Consider the following 16192-nt stretch of genomic DNA (forward strand, 5'->3'; position numbering starts at 1 on the left):
ACGACGACGTCGGGGCCGGGTGTGGCGTTGAAGTCGGAGACGATCGGGCTCGCGGTGAGTCTCGAACTGCCGCTGCTGGTCATCGACATCCAGCGTGGTGGGCCGTCCACGGGTCTGCCGACCAAGACGGAGCAGGCCGACCTGCTGCAGGCGATGTACGGCCGCAACGGCGAAGCCCCGGTCCCCATCGTCGCCCCGCGCACCCCCGCGGACTGCTTCGACGCGGCCATCGAGGCGGCCCGGATCGCCGTCACCTACCGCACCCCCGTCTTCCTCCTCTCCGACGGCTACCTCGCCAACGGCAGCGAACCCTGGCGCGTCCCCGAGAGCGACGAACTCCCCGATCTGCGCGTCCAGTTCGCCCAGCACCCCAACCACACCCTGGACGACGGCACGGAAGTCTTCTGGCCGTACAAGCGGGACCCGCGGACCCTCGCGCGCCCGTGGGCCGTGCCCGGAACGCCGGGCCTTGAGCACCGGATCGGCGGGATCGAGAAGCAGGACGGCAGCGGGAACATCTCCTACGACCCCGCCAATCACGAGTTCATGGTCCGCACCCGCCAGGCGAAGATCGACGGCATCGACGTCCCCGACCTCGACGTCGACGACCCCACCGGTGAGGCGACCACACTCGTCCTCGGCTGGGGCTCGACCTACGGGCCCATCACCGCCGCCGTCCGCAGGCTCCGCGCGGCCGGTGAGCACATCGCGCAGGCCCACCTGCGCCACCTCAACCCCTTCCCCCGCAACCTCGGCGACGTTCTCGGTTCCTACGACCGAGTGGTGATCCCCGAGATGAACCTCGGCCAGCTCGCCACCCTGATCCGCGCCAAGTACCTGGTGGACGCCCGCTCCTACAACCAGGTCAACGGCATGCCGTTCAAGGCCGAGCAGCTCGCCACCGCGCTCAAGGAGGCCATCGATGCCCACTGAGGCCCTGACCCTCATCCCCAGGCCCGAAGTACCGCTGACCGCAAAGGACTTCAAGTCCGATCAGGAGGTGCGCTGGTGCCCGGGCTGTGGTGACTATGCGGTCCTGGCCGCGGTGCAGGGGTTCATGCCGGAGCTGGGTCTGGCGAAGGAGAACATCGTCTTCGTCTCCGGGATCGGCTGTTCCTCGCGTTTCCCGTACTACATGAACACCTACGGGATGCACTCGATCCACGGCCGTGCGCCGGCGATCGCCACCGGACTGGCGTCCTCGAGGCGGGACTTGAGCGTGTGGGTCGTCACCGGTGACGGTGACGCGCTCTCCATCGGCGGCAACCACCTCATCCATGCTCTGCGCCGCAATGTGAACCTGAAGATCCTGCTGTTCAACAACCGGATCTACGGGCTGACCAAGGGGCAGTACTCGCCGACCTCCGAGGTCGGGAAGATCACGAAGTCGACGCCGATGGGTTCGCTGGACGCGCCGTTCAACCCGGTGTCGCTGGCGATCGGCGCGGAGGCCTCGTTCGTGGCCCGCACGGTCGACTCCGACCGCAAGCACCTCACCGAGGTACTGCGCCAGGCCGCCGCCCACCCGGGCACCGCGCTGGTGGAGATCTACCAGAACTGCAACATCTTCAACGACGGCGCCTTCGAGGTCCTCAAGGACAAGCAGCAGGCCGAGGAAGCCGTCATCCGCCTCGAACACGGCCGGCCCATCACCTTCGGCACCGACCACTCCAAGGGCGTCGTCCGCGACCCCGCCACCGGAGACCTGATCGTGGTCCCGGTGACGGACGAGACCCGGCACCGGATCCTGGTCCACGACGCCCACACCGCGTCCCCGACCACGGCCTTCGCCCTGTCCCGCCTCGCCGACCCCGACACCCTGCACCACACCCCCATCGGTGTCTTCCGCAGCGTCGAACGTCCCGTCTACGACACGCAGATGACCGACCAGCTGGACGCGGCCATCGAGCAGAACGGCAAGGGAGACCTCGCCGCACTGCTCGCCGGCGGCGACACCTGGACCGTCGTCGGCTGACCCCGGCCCCCGCCGCGAGGCGGACACCGAGAAACGGGATGGCATGGAGCACACCACAACAGGCGCGCCACGCCCGCCCACCGAGCCGGTGTACGGCCCGCCGGCCCTTGAACGCTTCAACCCGGGCCGGCGGATGGGGGAGCGGGGCGGCCGGAGTCCGCAGGAGGCGGGCCGGCAGCTCGGTGAGGCGGATCAGCGGCTCGACGAGCCGGCCCCGCACCCGCCGACCGGCGCCGCGCACCCGCCGGAGCTGAGCGCGGACCGTCCGCCCACACCGTGGCCGTACACCGCTCCCGGCACTGCGGCCGAGTCCAACGCCCGCCACAGGAAACTGATCGCCGCCGGCACCACGGAACTTGCCGTGGTGTTCGACGTGCCGACCCGCACGGGGCACGACTCCGACGCACCGGCGGCCAGCGGCGAGGTCGGCCGGGCGGGGGTGGCGATCGACTCCATCGACGACATGCGGGTGCTGTTCGCCGGGATCCGACTGGACGAGGTCGTCACCTCGATGCGCTGCGGCGCCTGCGCCGCCCCACTGCTCCTGCTGTACCAACTGGTCGCCGAAGAACAGGGAGTGGCGGCCGTCCGGCTGTCCGGCGCGTTCCCCGAAGGCGGGGCGGGGGAGTACGTCCTGGACGGCGCCGGCATCTTCCCGCCCGGCCCGTCCGCGCGGCTGGCCGCGGACCTCGTCCACTACTGCCGGGCCGAGATCCCGCAGTGGGCCACCGGCGCCCGCCGGGCCGCCCGGGAGACCGGCCCCGGTACGTACGTCGCGGCCCGCGGCGGCTCCTTCCCCTTCGGCGGTGAGAAGCCCGAGGAGCTGGCCCCCGCCGACCCGGGCGCCGCGGCCCGCCAAGGCGAACGCATCGCCAAACTCCGTGCCTGGCGCGAACAACGGGACGTGGACGCCGCACTCACCGCCCTGCAGGAGGCGGCGGCGGGCGACGGCAACGTCCTGCACCCGATGAGGCAAGCCCTGCGCGCCCGCGCCACCGTCGGCGAGGGGTGCGACGCACTGCGCGAGGTGTGGGGCACCCACTTCCCGGCGGATGCCCGCTGACTGTCCTCCGGCCGGGTGATCGCGGACGGGCCCGGGCCTGTTCAGTTGTTGCGGGCGGTGATGTCGCCGTAGGCGGTGGTGGCGTGGATGTTCAGGGCGGCGGCGGAGCCCTCGGAGTTGGTCAGGGCGTTGTCGACACGGCCGTAGCCGGTGCCGGCGTCGAGGGTGGCGGAGACGCCGCTTGCGGCGCCGACGCTGATGTGACCGGCCTCGGTGCGCAGGGTGACGGTGCCGTGCACCGCTTCGGCGATGGTCAGGTCGCCCTTCTGGGTGCTGATCTGGGCGGAGCCGCCCAGGCGGTTCACGGTGATGTCGCCGGCGGCGAGGGTGAGGCGGGCGCCCGCTGTCTCGTCGAGGGTGATGGTGCCCTGGGCGGATTCGAGGGCGACGTCGCCGAGGCGTCCGGTGCCGCTGATGTCGGCGGCGGCGGTCCTCGCCTCGACGCGGGAGCCGGCGGGGAGCTGGACGGTGACCTCGACGGACCCGGAACCGGCGCCCAGGAGACGGCTGTTGGCCTCCGGGGTCGCCACGCGCAGGACGCCGTCGGTGTAGGTGACGGTGATCTGCTCCGCCGCCTTCACGTCCGCGCCCCTGGAGGGGTCGGCGGGCGCGACCTCGACGCTGGTGGCGTCGTGGTCCGCGGCGATCAGGCGGACACGTCCGGCCGGGATGTCGAGAACGGCGGAGATCGGGGCGGGGGAGTCGAACTTCTGCATGGTGCTCTCCTTCTCCTGCATCGCGTGCCCCAGCGGCCCGCGGTTTCTGCTGATGGAAAAGCTACGTTGCATTCATAGATCGAGCAACAGTGTCGTTGCGCAAGAACGCCATAAGTACAGGTAGATGGGCCAAATTTGTTGCAATGGTCTCACGTCTAACGCAACACACCTGTCTCCGAGTGTTGCAATGAATTGGAGGTGAACGCTATAGTCCGAGACATACGCGCCATGCACGACGAAGGAGACCCCGATGCCGGGAGGCAGGCTCACCCAGCAGGAACGCCAGCAGATCGCGCTGGGACTGGCCGACGGCCTCGCCTACGCCGAGATCGCCCGAAGCCTGGACCGCCCCACCTCCACCATCACGCGCGAGGTGATGCGCAATGGCGGCCCCACCTCCTACCGCGCCGACCTCGCCCACCGCGCCACCGAACACCGCGCACACCGCCGCAAGCAGGCCACCCCCCGCGACACCAGGGCACCTCAGCCCCAGGGCCGCCACGAGCAGGCCGTGCGCGAGTACGAGGAGGTGCTCACCACCGTCTTCATGGCCTCGGGCGCGCCCACGATGATGGCCCGGGTGATGTCCTGCCTCACCCTCACCGACTCCGGCAGCCTCACCGCCGCCGAACTCGTCCAGCGTCTCCAGGTCAGCCCGGCGTCCATCTCCAAGGCCATCGCGTTCCTGGAGAGCCAGGGCCTGGTCCGCAGGGAGCGCGACGAACGCCGCCGCGAGCGCTACGTCGTCGACGACGACGTCTGGTACCAGTCCATGATGGCCAGCGCCCGCTCCACCGCCCAGATCGTCGAGACCGCACGGCAGGGCGTCGGCGTCCTGGGCCCCGGCACCCCGGCCGGCAACCGCCTGGAGAACATCGCCCGCTTCCTCGACTACGTCTCCGAAAGCCTCGCCCGCGCCGCGGAACAGGCCCGTGAAGTCCTCTACACCAAGCCCGAGACGGCGCCGGACGAGACCGACTGAGCCGCGAACCGGCTGCGGGGACCCGCCTGCTCTGTCGGCCTGACGCGCATCCGGCGCAGAAGCCTCCGCCGGAACACCGGTGGAGCCCTGGCCCAGGAAGTACCGGAATCCCTTGTCCCGTATGGCGATTGAGGTGAGGATCCGGGACGTGACTGACGCCGACGCCGACAGAGCCGGGTCCCTGGGATCCGGCGGCTCCGTTCCACCCGCCGGCCCCGGACCTGGCCCCGGCGCCGGTACTCTCGTCTCGGATCCGAGCGCCCCGCACACTCCCGCTCCGCCCCACGCTCATGCCGACAAGAGCGCGTGCAATTCCCCGGGCGCGTCCGGCAGTTCCGGCCCGTCCGGGCAACTCCCGTCACGGCCCGCGCACCGCGACACGAACGTACTGCGCTGGCTCACCGCCTACTTCGCGTCCATCGTGGGCGACAGCGTCTACTTCCTCGCCCTGGGCTGGGCGGCCGCGCAGTTCGCCGGTCCCGCGCAGGTCGGCTTGGTGCTGGCGGTGGGTGCCGTCCCCAGGGCGCTGCTGATGCTCCTGGGCGGTGTGGTGGCCGACCGGTTCGATCCGCGCAAGGTCGTCATCGGTTCCGATGCCCTGCGGGCCGCGGTGATCCTCGCGCTCGCCGCCCTGCTGTGGCTCAGCACGCCGAAGATCTGGCTGCTGGTGGTGGTGGCGCTGCTCTTCGGGGTGGTGGACGCCCTGTTCATGCCGGCGGTGGGTGCGCTGCCGCCGCGGCTCACCGCCCCCGACGAGGTCGTCCGCCTCGTCGGCATGCGGCAGTTGGCGATCCGGATCGGGAAGGCGGTGGGTCCGCCCCTGGCCGGATTCGCCCTCGCCCACCACGGCGAGGCCGCTTTCGCGATGGCCGGGACGCTGTTCGCGTTCTCCCTGCTCCTCCTGGCCGGCGTCCGCATCACGCCCCTGGCACCGCAGCCGGGCGCGGGCAGACCCGGCAGCCCCTGGCAGGACCTGGCCGACGGACTGCGCTACATCCGCCGCCACCGCCTGGTGGGACCCCTCGTGCTCGCCACCGCGCTGAGTGAGATCGGGTTCATGGCGCCGCTGCAGGTGGGAGTGTTCCTCCTGGCGGGGGAGCGGGGTTTCGGGGCGTCCTCGATCGGCTGGATCCTCGGCGCGTTCGCGGTCGGGGCCGGACTGGGAGCCGTGGGCCTGTCTCTCATGGGGCGGATCCGGCGCGCCGGAACAGCCCAGCTCTGCACGCTCGTCGTCGCCTCCGCGGCGATCGGCGCCATCGGCCTGCTGCCGACGGTGGCCGGCGCGGCGGCGGTCGCCGGCTTCGCGGGGCTGGTGGGCGGTGTGTGCGGGGGCCTGTCCATCGCCCTGATCCAGCGCAACACGGCCGCCTCCTACCAAGGCCGCGTCGCCGGCGTCCTGGCCCTGTCCCACGTCGGACTGGCCCCGCTCGTCTTCCCCCTCTTCGGCCTTGCGGCCGGTGCGGTCGGGGTGACACCGATGTTCCTCATCGGCGCGGGCATCAGCGCGAGCGCCGCCGTCGTCGGCCTCCTCTCGCCCGACGTACGCCGGGCGGAACTCACCGTGCGGCCGGCCCCGAAGCCGGGGCCGCGCACCCCGGCGCCCGCCCCACGGCCCGACACGGCCCCCGGGCCCCGCCGGAGCCGCTAGGCCCGCGCGAGCGCCCGCTCGAACAGCACCGGGTCGTGGGCGTTGACGATGAGCAGATCGGGCTCCCCACGCTCGTACAGCTCGGCGAGCCGCGCATGGTTGTCGCGCACCTGGTTGATGTCGTAGGCGATGAAGGACTCCATGCCGCTGAGCGTGCGCGGGACGGGGGAGCGCCGGTCCAGGACGCCCCGATGGTAGAAGGCGTCCCCGGTGTGGAGCAGCCATCCGCTGTCCGCCTCGACGGCGACGGCGGCGTGCCCCCGGCTGTGCCCGGGCAGGGCGATCAGCACGATCCCGGGGGCGATCGCGTCGAGTTCACGCGCCGCCGCGAAGCCGCGCCACCGTTCCCCGTCGGGCCGGTGCTCGACGAGTTTCACGCCGTGCTCCCACTGCGGCCGCCGGTAGCGGATCCGCTCGCGCCAGGTGGGGGAGTGGACGGACCCGCGGGCCTCGTCGGCGGTGAGGTGGACCTGCGCGTCGGGGAAGTCGGCCAGGCCCCCGATGTGGTCGGAGTCGAAGTGCGTGAGCACGATGTGGCGGACGTCCTGGCGGCTGAACCCGAGCCGCTCGATCTGCCGTACGGCCGTCTCCTCGACGTCGAAAACGGGCCGTACGAAACGCCGGGACGGCCCGACGCGGCGCCCTGGATCGGCGATGTCGTCGAGCCCGTAGCCGGAGTCGACGAGGACCAGGCCGCCGGCGGTCTCGAGGAGCAGCACGTGACACACCAGACGCGCGCCGGGCGGATGCATGGTGCCGCAGTTCAGATGATGAACTTTCACAAACGGGATTCCTTGTCGTGTGGGGAGGCGGGCAGGCCCGAGCCCTCCTCCCGTCGGAGCGTCTCGCCGCAGCGGCCCGAAGCCGAACGGTCCATGATCGGAGGCTAACCGCCCTCCGTATAGAAATAGTTGAGCGATGGACGAGGGAACCTGGACCGCACGCCTGCGCACCTTGGCGGCGGAAGAATGCCACCGGTCCGATCAACACCCCGCCTACCCAGCCGACTTGGGCCCACGCCGGACCACTTGTCCTGCCGGCCGGACGGCCCGCCACCGGCGCAGACCGCCGGCGCCATCGAACGGGCGTGCCCGGGGCCGCCGTTGGGGCCGAGCGCGACTCGACCACGCTTCGAGCGCACTGCGGCAGGCTGCGGGAGTGCCCGGGTGCGTATGCCCGGGCAGGGGGCGGCGGCGCCCGCGGCGGGGGTGTGCGGTGCTCGCGTTCCGCCGTGCCGCGAAGCCCACTCGGGAATCGCTGGAGGCGCGCTCGAGGGCCGTCCCGGGAGGGGCGGAGAAGCACCACCAGCGTAAGCAAACCGCCACTGCGGTTTGTTACCCTGCGCGGGTCTTGGTGCCATCCGATCCCGACGGGAGCCCCCCACCATGGCGACGTTGCTCTACAGACTGGGCCGATTCGCGTTCCGCAGGCGAGGCCTGACGGTACTGCTGTGGCTGCTGGTTCTCTTCGGCGCGGGATTCGCGGCCTCCTCCGCGCCCGCGCCCCCCGCCGACACCTTCTCCATGCCGGGTACCGAGTCGCAAAAGGCCTTCGACCTGCTGGAGGAGAAGTTCCCGGCCGCCGGCGCCGAGGGCGCCGGCGCACGGGTCGTCGTCCGCGCCCCCAAGGGGCAGCGGATCACCACGGCCGAGAACAAGAGGGCTGTGGCCGCTCTCGTCGGCGAGCTGGGCAGGAACCCGGGCATCATCCGGGTCACCGACCCGTTCACGGCCGGCGCGGTCAGCAAGGACGGCACCACCGCCTACGCGGTGGCCACCTACAAGGCCAGTGCCACCGAACTCACCGATGCCCAGCACGACGCGCTGGACAAGACTCTGCGCTCGGGCCGCAGTACGGGTCTGACCGTGGAGGCCGGCGGCGACGCGGTGAAGGTCGACACCGCCATGAGCGGCGTCGGCGAGAAGATCGGCGTCCTGATCTCCGCCCTCGTCCTGCTGATGACCTTCGGCTCCCTGATCGCCGCGGGCATGCCGCTGCTGACCGCCGTCATCGGCGTCGGGATCGGCATCAGCGCCATCACCGCACTGGGCAGCACGCTCGGCCTGTCCGCGACCACGTCCAACCTGGCGATGATGCTCGGACTGGCCGTCGGCATCGACTACGCGCTGTTCGTCGTCTCCCGCTACCGCTCGGAGAAACTGGAGGGCCACGACCGCCAGGAGGCCGCCGGACGGGCGGTCGGCACCGCGGGCTCCGCCGTCGTCTTCGCCGGACTCACCGTCATCGTCGCGCTCGCCGGCCTGAGCGTGGTGAACATCCCCGTCCTGACCAAGATGGGCCTGGCCGCCGCCGGCACCGTCGCCGTGGCCGTCCTCATCGCCATCACCCTGGTCCCCGCCCTGCTCGGCTTCGCCCCCATCCGCGTCCTGCGCCGCCGCGACCGCGCCGCGTTCCGCAGCAAGCCCCTCTCCGCCCGCCGCCGGCGCAAGGCGGCCAAGCAGGCGGCGAAGCAGGCCCGGCGCCACCCCAACCTCGGCGCACGCTGGGCCGGTTACGTGCTGCGCCACCCGGTCGCGGTCCTGCTGGTCGGCGTCGTGGGCCTCGGCGCCCTGGCCGTGCCCGCCGCGAGCCTGCGGCTCGGCCTGCCCGGCGAGGGCACGATGGCCACCGACACCACCCAGCGCAAGGCCTACGACATGCTCTCGGCGTCCTTCGGCGACGGCTTCAACGGCCCGCTGACGGCCACCGTCGAAGGCCCCGGGGCCGCGGCCGCCGCGAAGAAGGTGGCCCAGCGCTTCGCCGCGCAGGACGGCGTCGCCTCCGTCACCCCGCCGACGCTCAACCCGGCGGGCGACACCGCCCTCTTCAACGTCATCCCCACCAGCGGTCCGGGCAAGGCCGCCACCGAGGACCTGGTCCGCTCCCTGCGCCAGAGCGCCGGCGGCCTGGAGAACGACACCGGCTCCGAGATCCTGATCACCGGTCAGACGGCCCTGATCATCGACTTCTCCCACACCCTGGACAAGGCGCTGCTGCCCTACCTCGCCCTCGTCGTGGGTCTGGCCTTCCTCCTCCTGATGGTGGTCTTCCGCTCCGTCCTGGTCCCCTTCAAGGCGGCCCTGGGGTTCCTGCTCTCGGTCGGCGCGGCGCTCGGCGCGGTCGTCGCGGTCTTCCAGCAGGGCCACCTCGCCGGCCTCTTCGGCATCGACCAGCCCGGCCCCATCGTGAGCACCATGCCCATCCTCATGATCGGCGTGGTCTTCGGACTCGCCATGGACTACGAGGTGTTCCTCGTCAGCCGCATGCGCGAGGCCTACACCCACGGCGCCACCCCCGCGGAGGCCGTCGTCACCGGCTTCCGCTACGGCGGCCGCGTCGTCTCGGCCGCCGCCATCATCATGATCAGCGTCTTCTCCGGCTTCATCGCCGAGGACAACGACCTCGTCAAGATGATGGGATTCGCGCTGGCCTCCGCTGTGCTCTTCGACGCCTTCGTCGTCCGCATGGCGATCATCCCCGCCCTGTTCGCCCTCCTGGGCGCCAAGGCCTGGTGGCTGCCGAAGTGGCTCGACCGGCTGCTGCCCAACCTCGACGTCGAAGGCGCGGAGCTCGGCCAGGACCCCGCCGGCCCGCCGCTGTCCTCCCACCGCCCGAAGCGCGAACGCGAACTGACCCGCTGAGCCACAGCCCGTTGGCGCCGGGCCGGTACGAGGGCGCCGGAGGAGAACGCCACGACGCCACCGGCCACCGGCCGGTGGCGTCGTAGCCGCTCCCGACACCGCCCCCACTGCCGCCACCCGGCCCACGGATAGCGTTCACCTCCAATCATTGCAACACCGTCTGTACGAGGACGTTGCGTTATGCGCGAGACCGTTGCAACAACTTTTACTCATCTACCAGCAGTTACCGCCAACTTGCGCAACAACAGTGTTGTCAGAACCGTGAAGGCAACGTAGCGTTTCTCTCATCGGAAAGCGCGGGCGCCGTCGGGGCGCGCGATGCAGGAGAAGGAGAGCACGATGCAGAAGTTCGACACCCCCGCCCCCGTCTCGGCCGTCATCGACATTCCCGCGGGCCGGATCCAGGTCATCGCCGCCGACCGTGCGGACGCCACGGTCGAGGTCCTGCCGGCGAACGCCTCCAAGAGCCGTGACGTGAAGGCGGCGGAGCAGGTCACGGTCCTCTACGGCGACGGCGTCCTGCGCATCGAGGCCGCACCGGCCAAGAACCGCATCCTCGGCGGCAGTTCCGGATCGGTCGAGATCACCATCCAGCTCCCCGTCGGCTCCCGCATCGAGGCCAAGACCGCCGCCACCGACTTCCGCGGAGTGGGACGCCTCGGCGACGTCACCTTCGAAGGCGCCCAGGGCACCCTCAAACTCGACGAGACCGCCGGCGCCCACCTGAGCCTCATGGCAGGCGACATCACCATCGGCCGCCTCGGCGGACCCGCCGACATCAGCACCCAAAAAGGCGACCTCACCATCACCGAGGCCACCGGCGGCACCGTCACCCTGAGCACCCAGTCCGGCGACATCACCGTCGGCGCCACCCGCGGCGTCTCCGCCACCCTCGACGCCGGCACCAGCTACGGCCGCATCAACAACGCACTGAAGAACACCGACAGCACCCCCGCCCTCACCATCCGCGCCACCACCACCCAGGGCAATATCACCGCCACCAGCAACTGACCCCCCGACACCCGACCCACGACACCATCACCACCCGCAGCCTCAAAGGAGTCCCCCTCATGACCAGCTTGGCCATCGCGGCGCACGGGTTGCGCAAGTCCTACGGTGACAAGGTCGTGCTCGACGGCGTCGACCTGAGGGTCCCCGAGGGCACCGTCTTCTCCCTGCTGGGCCCGAACGGTGCCGGCAAGACGACGGCCGTGAAGATCCTCTCGACACTCATCACCCCGGACGCGGGTTCCGGGCAGATCCAGGTCGGCGGCCATGACCTGGCCACGCAGGCGCAGGCGGCCCGCGCGGTGATCGGTGTGACGGGTCAGTTCTCGGCGGTGGACGGGCTGATCACGGGGGAGGAGAACATGCTGCTGATGGCCGATCTGCATCATCTGTCGAAGGCGGAGGGCCGGCGCACGGCGGCCGAACTCCTGGAGCGCTTCGACCTGGTGGAGGCGGCGAAGAAGCCGGCGTCGACCTACTCGGGCGGCATGAAGCGGCGCCTGGACATCGCGATGACGCTGGTCGGCGCTCCGCGGATCATCTTCCTCGACGAGCCGACCACCGGTCTCGACCCGCGTTCCCGGCACAACATGTGGCAGATCATCCGGGAGCTGGTCACCGGCGGCACCACGGTCTTCCTCACCACCCAGTACCTGGAGGAGGCCGACGAACTCGCCGACCGCATCGCCGTCCTCAACAACGGAAAGATCGCCGCCGAAGGCACCGCCGAGGAGCTGAAACGCCTCATCCCCGGCGGACACATCCGCCTGCGCTTCACCGACCCCACCGCCTACCAGAGGGCCGCCCTCGCCCTCACCGACAGCGCCCGCGACGACGAAGCCCTCGCCCTCCAACTCCCCAGCGACGGCAGCCAACGAGAACTACGCACCATCCTCGACCGCCTCGACACCGCCGGCATCGAAGCCGACGAACTCACCGTCCACACACCCGACCTGGACGACGTCTTCTTCGCCCTCACCGGCAACACCACCCTCCCCACCCAGCCCAAGGAGACCGTCCGATGAGCACCCTCTCCCTCGCCGTACGCGACTCCTCCACCATGCTGCGCCGCAACCTCCTCCACGCACGCCGCTACCCCTCCCTCACCCTCAACCTGCTGCTCACCCCCGTGATGCTGTTGCTGCTCTTCGTCTACATCTTCGGCAACACCATGAGCGGCGGCGCCGGCCGCTCCGCCTACATCGCCTACATCGTCCCCGGCATCCTGCTCATGACGATCGGCTCCACCGTCGTCGGCACCGCCGTCTCGGTCGCCACCGACATGAACGAAGGCATCATCGCCCGCTTCCGCACCATGGCCATCCACCGCGGTTCCGTCCTCTTCGGCCACGTCGTCGGAAGCGTCCTCCAGGCCATCCTCAGCGTCATCCTCGTCGGCGCGGTGGGCGTCGCGATGGGCTTCCGCTCCACCGACGCAGGCATCCTGGAATGGCTCGCGGCCCTCGGCCTCCTCGCCTTCTTCGCCCTCGCGTTCACCTGGATCGCCGTCGGCATGGGCCTCGGCAGCCCCAACGCCGAAGCGGCCAGCAACAACGCCATGCCACTGATCCTCCTGCCCCTGATCTCCAGCGCCTTCGTGCCGCTCGACTCGATGCCCGGCTGGTTCCAGCCGATCGCCCACTACCAGCCCTTCACCCCGGCGATCGAAACCCTGCGGGGCCTCCTGCTGGGCACGGAGATCGGCAACAACTGGTGGATCGCCCTCGCCTGGTGCGCGGCCCTCAGCGTCCTCGGCTGGCGCTGGTCGCAGTCCCAGTACAACGCCGATCCGAAGTAGGCAGGCGGACACCACGAACCCGTTCCACCCCAGGGCGGCGCACCCCGACACCCGTCGGAGTACGCCGCCCTGCGCGTGGAGCGGGACGCCCGGCACGCACCTCAGAGCGACCCGGGTTTCCGTCGTAGCATTCACAGCCAACCCATTGCAATGTTCGCAAGAGAAGATGTTGCGTTACAGCGGAATCATTGCAACAAAAATAGAGCCATCACCTGCATAAACGCCGATTGCAAGCAATAAATATATTGTCAAATCCATGAATGCAACGTAGCGTTTGCATCATCAGAAACAACGAACCGGCGGCCCCGCAGGCCGACGAGAACGAGCTCAGCAGACCAGAAGCCAAGGGGGGTCGAACCATGAAGACAACGCACAGCCGACAGCAGGCCACACCCAGCGCCGCCACCGCCTTCGCCCGCTTCACCCTCCTCGGCGGCACCGTAGGACTCGCCTCCAGCCTCACCGTGGCCACCCTCGCCACACAGATCCCCTGGAGCCTGGCCAACGCCCTCGTCACCGTCCTCTCCACCCTCCTGGCCACCGAACTCCACGCCCGCTTCTCCTTCGGCGCAGGCGGACACGCAACCTGGCGCCAGCACACACAGTCCGCCGGCTCAGCCGCCGCCGCCTTCGCACTCACCTGCACCGCCACACTCGCCCTGCACCAACTGATCGCCACCCCCGGCACAATGCTCCAGCAGACCGTCTACCTCTCAGCATCCGCGCTCGCCGGCGTCGCACGCTTCGCAGTCCTGCGCCTGGTCGTCTTCGCCCGCAACCACACACAGACCGCGACCACCGGCCCCACCAACCGTCGAACCCACGCCGGGCCGGCCGACCCCCTCGCCGCCGCACCGACCGGCCCCGCAGAACTCTGCCAGGCCGCCTGACCACACGGCCCGGCGGCGACCCCCCCCCGGGGGGGCGAGGAGATCCGGTCGCGGTGAACCTCTTCGGGCAGGCACCCCCGCGAGGATGCGACCTCAATTCGATGGTGCTCGAATTCGTAGTCCTGGCCCGGCGATGTGTTCAAGCTGATGCAGGTCTGGGCCGCGCGATGAGAGCGAGTCGACGCGAGATGTCTCGGGAATCGGGGGAGCAGGTATGCGGCGAGTGCTAGCCCTAGCTGCGACGTTGGCCGTCGTGACCACCTTGGCGGCCGGATGCGGCAAAGCACAGACGCCGAAAGGTGCGTCGCCTTCTACTTCGCTGAGCAACTCCCGGGCACTTACCGATGCGGAGGCGCTCCGTATCGCCGATGCCCAGCAGGTGCTGATCCGAAAGTGCATGGAACGCGACGGCTTCACCTACTGGGAAGCGGAGCGCCCAAGCCTTGAGGAAAGTCGTACTTTGGGCTACGTGTTGGACGATGTCGACTGGGCGCGCCGGCACGCCTACGGCAGCCGAATCTCCGCGCAGGAAGACCGTCGGCGACGTGCCGACCTCAACATTGCCTACCACAAAAGCCTTTCTGCAGAGAGACGCAAGGAGTATGACGAGGCATTGGACGGGGGGCTCCAAGCACCTGTCATCTCCGCCACGCTTCCCGGCGGCGGGGTCGTCCAGAAACGGGAAGGAGGCTGTGTAGCGGAATCCGAGAGTCAGCTGTACGGAGACGTGCGGGCCTGGTTCCGCGCAGAAAAGATCTCCGGCGGCCTCCAGTCGCTCTATGTCCCCAAGGTGATGGCCGACGGGAAGTTCACCGCGGCACTGAATGCCTGGTCGCAGTGCATGACGCACGCCGGTCGCCCCTACTCGGACCCCCAGGCGGCCCGCCAGGCCGCCGCGCAGCGATCAGTTCGGCTCGGTGTCGACAAGGCGTTCCCGAGCGAGCGTGATCTTGCGGTAGCCGATGCCACCTGCGCCCGGAAGACCTCACTGAAGGCCATCGGTGAGGCACGCGAAGCCCACTACATCGAGGAACTGCCCAAGCGGTACGGAAAGGCGCTGGAAACTTGGCACGGGTTCCAACATCGCGCCCTAGTGCGAGCCCGCGCCCTCGTCGATGCCCGTACCTGACACAGAATCTCTCACCCGCCCGGCCAAGAACGCCTCGCCGAAGCGGCATCAACGACGTCGAGGAGTCAAGCATGCGCACATTAGGCACGTTCATCGCTGCCCTCAGCCTGTCCGTATTCGGGCTTTCCATCACCAGCACGGCGGCGCATGCCACCACCGAAGGGGACATCTGCAATGCCAAATGGCCGGGCCGCAACGGCTCCATGCACGCCTGGGATGGGACCGACTGCAGCGGCGACTACCTCGGAGGAACAACCGGAAACGACCTCAACTGGGGAGACGGCGTAGGCGGATTCACCAACGCCAACAACCGAGCCTCCTCCGTCATGAACGCAGGATTCTTCGGAGGGAGGGACATGGTCGCCTTCTACTTCCTCCCCGGCGGCACAGGATCGTACGCATGCCTTGCACCAGGAGAGCTCTATGCCGATTACCTGGGCGACAACACCTTCACCAACGGCGCCAACATGAACAACAACATCATGGCTCACAAATGGGTTACACCCGCCGACTGCGCCGCGGGCAGCTGGATCACCTGACCGCCCACCGTCTCACGCGCCTCCAGACCAGGCATTGCGCTCTCGTTCTGACGGCTGTCTGGAGTCACCACCAGGAAGGCAACGCGTGCTGGCAGGTCCGAAGAGCTACTTCAGCTCTTCGGACCAGGCAAGCATGCAAAGCGCGGAGTCGTGGGGGAGCGATATCGATTCTCACCCGACTCCGGCTCCGGTCCCCGCCTCTCCCTCGGCAACAGGCATCTGGATCAAATGATGCTGAGTGTCCAAGGTGCTCGGGTGCGCGGCACCAAGTCGCTCGCGGCGCAGAGCGAGAACGGCTTCGAATTCGGAGCGCGCCGCCTGCAGTTCGCCTTGGTCCTGCATGACTCGAGCGAGATCGTGCCGTGTGTCGAGCGTCCCAGGGTATGTATCGCCGCGCAATTCCCGTTCGGCGCTGAGGATAGCTTCGAGCTCGGAGCGGGCTCTGGCAAGATCCCCCCGGCTGTGCAGCACGCGAGCGAGGTTGTGCCGACTGGCCAGAGTGCTGGGATGCACTTCGCCAAGCTGCTCCCTGCGCACGGCGAGGACCGCCTCGAACTCTGTGCCAGCCGCCCGCAAATCACCTTGGCCGTGCAGGACACGGGCAAGCTCGTGCCGGGTGGTCAGGGTGTCGTGATGACTGTCGCCGAGCTGGTCCTGGCGCAGGGTGAGGATTGCTTCGAATTCCGAGCGGGCTTGCTGTAGCTCGCCTTGGCCGTGCAGGACACGGGCAAGCTCGTGCCGGGTGGTCAGGGTGTCGTGATGACTGTCGCCGAGCTGGTCCTGGCGCAGGGTGAGGATTGCTT

14 protein-coding genes and 1 pseudogene are annotated in these 16192 nt (G+C 69.6%); 12 read left to right on the top strand and 3 right to left on the bottom strand.

Features of this window, described 5'->3' with window-relative positions; translation table 11 throughout:
* From ACIRQH_RS40675 to ACIRQH_RS40685, 3 genes and pseudogenes are all read left to right on the top strand, one after another.
* A pseudogene (locus tag ACIRQH_RS40675) lies at positions 1-933 on the top strand (2-oxoglutarate ferredoxin oxidoreductase subunit alpha); the annotation flags it as partial.
* Entirely contained in the window at positions 923-1975 is a 1053-nt protein-coding gene (locus ACIRQH_RS40680; protein WP_388937051.1) for a 2-oxoacid:ferredoxin oxidoreductase subunit beta, read from the top strand. The pseudogene ACIRQH_RS40675 and the gene ACIRQH_RS40680, both read left to right, overlap by 11 nt.
* Before the next feature lie 43 nt (positions 1976-2018).
* A complete protein-coding gene (locus tag ACIRQH_RS40685; RefSeq protein ID WP_404230560.1) occupies positions 2019-3038 on the top strand; it encodes a methylmalonyl-CoA mutase family protein in 1020 nt (339 codons plus the stop codon).
* Between the two features lie 41 nt (positions 3039-3079).
* Here ACIRQH_RS40685 and ACIRQH_RS40690 read toward each other — a convergent pair whose 3' ends face one another.
* Complete coding sequence (locus tag ACIRQH_RS40690; RefSeq protein ID WP_404230562.1) at positions 3080-3754, bottom strand: DUF4097 family beta strand repeat-containing protein; 675 nt, start codon at positions 3752-3754, stop codon at positions 3080-3082.
* Between the two features lie 250 nt (positions 3755-4004).
* On the opposite strand from ACIRQH_RS40690, the gene ACIRQH_RS40695 reads away from it, so the two are divergent.
* Together ACIRQH_RS40695 and ACIRQH_RS40700 are read left to right on the top strand one after the other, a co-directional pair.
* A complete protein-coding gene (locus tag ACIRQH_RS40695; RefSeq protein ID WP_388937043.1) occupies positions 4005-4736 on the top strand; it encodes a helix-turn-helix domain-containing protein in 732 nt (243 codons plus the stop codon).
* A gap of 388 nt (positions 4737-5124) precedes the next feature.
* Positions 5125-6384 (top strand): MFS transporter, encoded by a 1260-nt coding sequence (locus ACIRQH_RS40700; RefSeq protein WP_404230600.1) that lies wholly within the window; start codon positions 5125-5127, stop codon positions 6382-6384.
* Here ACIRQH_RS40700 and ACIRQH_RS40705 read toward each other — a convergent pair.
* Positions 6381-7166, bottom strand: a complete 786-nt coding sequence (locus tag ACIRQH_RS40705; protein ID WP_404230565.1) for an MBL fold metallo-hydrolase — start codon at positions 7164-7166, stop codon at positions 6381-6383. The genes ACIRQH_RS40700 and ACIRQH_RS40705 overlap by 4 nt on opposite strands.
* Positions 7167-7769: 603 nt before the next feature.
* On the opposite strand from ACIRQH_RS40705, the gene ACIRQH_RS40710 reads away from it, so the two are divergent.
* The 7 genes from ACIRQH_RS40710 to ACIRQH_RS40740 all read left to right on the top strand — a co-directional run bounded on the left by ACIRQH_RS40710 (position 7770) and on the right by ACIRQH_RS40740 (position 15389).
* On the top strand, positions 7770-10025 hold the full coding sequence (locus tag ACIRQH_RS40710) for an MMPL family transporter (protein ID WP_388937035.1): 2256 nt from the start codon (positions 7770-7772) through the stop codon (positions 10023-10025).
* A gap of 339 nt (positions 10026-10364) precedes the next feature.
* Positions 10365-11036: a DUF4097 family beta strand repeat-containing protein gene (locus ACIRQH_RS40715; RefSeq protein WP_404230568.1), complete on the top strand. Its 672-nt coding sequence runs from the start codon at positions 10365-10367 to the stop codon at positions 11034-11036.
* A 59-nt stretch (positions 11037-11095) separates the two neighbouring features.
* Positions 11096-12058: an ATP-binding cassette domain-containing protein gene (locus ACIRQH_RS40720; protein WP_404230571.1), complete on the top strand. Its 963-nt coding sequence runs from the start codon at positions 11096-11098 to the stop codon at positions 12056-12058.
* Entirely contained in the window at positions 12055-12831 is a 777-nt protein-coding gene (locus ACIRQH_RS40725) for an ABC transporter permease (RefSeq protein WP_404230573.1), read from the top strand. The genes ACIRQH_RS40720 and ACIRQH_RS40725 overlap by 4 nt, the downstream gene beginning before the upstream one ends.
* Before the next feature lie 359 nt (positions 12832-13190).
* Positions 13191-13721 carry a hypothetical protein gene (locus ACIRQH_RS40730; RefSeq protein ID WP_404230574.1) on the top strand — a complete coding sequence of 177 codons (531 nt, stop codon included), beginning with the start codon at positions 13191-13193 and terminating at the stop codon, positions 13719-13721.
* Positions 13722-13974: 253 nt separating this feature from the next.
* Positions 13975-14850, top strand: coding sequence for a hypothetical protein (locus ACIRQH_RS40735; RefSeq protein WP_404230577.1), 876 nt, complete (start codon positions 13975-13977; stop codon positions 14848-14850).
* A gap of 71 nt (positions 14851-14921) precedes the next feature.
* Positions 14922-15389 carry a hypothetical protein gene (locus ACIRQH_RS40740; protein WP_404230580.1) on the top strand — a complete coding sequence of 156 codons (468 nt, stop codon included), beginning with the start codon at positions 14922-14924 and terminating at the stop codon, positions 15387-15389.
* 171 nt (positions 15390-15560) lie between these two features.
* Here the strand turns inward: ACIRQH_RS40740 and ACIRQH_RS40745 are convergent.
* The coding region (locus tag ACIRQH_RS40745) for a tetratricopeptide repeat protein (protein ID WP_404230583.1) at positions 15561-16192 on the bottom strand (632 nt) is incomplete at its 5' end.

This window comes from Streptomyces sp. NPDC102279, assembly GCF_044766365.1.
In the GTDB taxonomy this organism is placed as follows: Bacteria; Actinomycetota; Actinomycetes; order Streptomycetales; family Streptomycetaceae; genus Streptomyces.

Excerpts from the sequence above, each read along its gene's own strand:
- ACIRQH_RS40680 (WP_388937051.1), top strand. The coding sequence starts at position 923 with ATGCCCACTGAGGCCCTGACCCTCATCCCCAGGCCCGAAGTACCGCTG.
- ACIRQH_RS40685 (WP_404230560.1), top strand. The coding sequence starts at position 2,019 with ATGGAGCACACCACAACAGGCGCGCCACGCCCGCCCACCGAGCCGGTG.
- ACIRQH_RS40690 (WP_404230562.1), bottom strand. The coding sequence starts at position 3,754 with ATGCAGAAGTTCGACTCCCCCGCCCCGATCTCCGCCGTTCTCGACATC.
- ACIRQH_RS40695 (WP_388937043.1), top strand. The coding sequence starts at position 4,005 with ATGCCGGGAGGCAGGCTCACCCAGCAGGAACGCCAGCAGATCGCGCTG.
- ACIRQH_RS40710 (WP_388937035.1), top strand. The coding sequence starts at position 7,770 with ATGGCGACGTTGCTCTACAGACTGGGCCGATTCGCGTTCCGCAGGCGA.
- ACIRQH_RS40715 (WP_404230568.1), top strand. The coding sequence starts at position 10,365 with ATGCAGAAGTTCGACACCCCCGCCCCCGTCTCGGCCGTCATCGACATT.
- ACIRQH_RS40720 (WP_404230571.1), top strand. The coding sequence starts at position 11,096 with ATGACCAGCTTGGCCATCGCGGCGCACGGGTTGCGCAAGTCCTACGGT.
- ACIRQH_RS40725 (WP_404230573.1), top strand. The coding sequence starts at position 12,055 with ATGAGCACCCTCTCCCTCGCCGTACGCGACTCCTCCACCATGCTGCGC.
- ACIRQH_RS40730 (WP_404230574.1), top strand. The coding sequence starts at position 13,191 with ATGAAGACAACGCACAGCCGACAGCAGGCCACACCCAGCGCCGCCACC.
- ACIRQH_RS40740 (WP_404230580.1), top strand. The coding sequence starts at position 14,922 with ATGCGCACATTAGGCACGTTCATCGCTGCCCTCAGCCTGTCCGTATTC.